Raw genomic sequence first — 473 nt, forward strand, 5'->3', positions numbered from 1 at the left:
TCGCCTGGCCCGGCCCGGACGCCGGCCCGGCGCCCCGACCGCTGCGAAGTCCGGCCGCCGGATGGGCCGATCCTCCCCGTGCGGGCCGGCGACGAGCAGCGCGCTCGGCGCGGCGGCAAGCGCCGCAGCGGCCCGGGACACCCGCTCAGCCGAGGTGTCCGCGATCAGGCGGGGCAGGTCGTCGACCAGCTCCGCCCGACCGAACAGCAGCTCGAAGCGGCCCAGCGCGCGGCAGCGCTCCTCCAGCCGGGCATGCCGCCGGCGGTGCTGCCCGGCCAGTTCGGCAACCGCCCGTCGCACTTCGGCCCCGGCCCGCGCCGGATCGCCGAGGCCCGACCACTCGGCCGCCAGGTCGGCGACGAAGCCGTCCGGCGTCACGTCGTCCGGCAGCACGGCGGTCACCACGAAGGCATCCGGTGCCAACGCGTCGAGCGGCCCGAAGAAGCCGCAGCCGGCGCTGGCGCGTACGCCGG

The 473-nt window shown here is 78.6% G+C and carries 1 pseudogene; it reads right to left on the reverse strand.

Annotated elements, in window-relative coordinates:
- Nucleotides 1-473: pseudogene (locus tag KBX53_RS35615) on the reverse strand (hypothetical protein); the annotation flags it as partial.

The organism is Micromonospora sp. M51, from assembly GCF_018070305.1.
Lineage (GTDB): Bacteria > Actinomycetota > Actinomycetes > Mycobacteriales > Micromonosporaceae > Micromonospora > Micromonospora parva.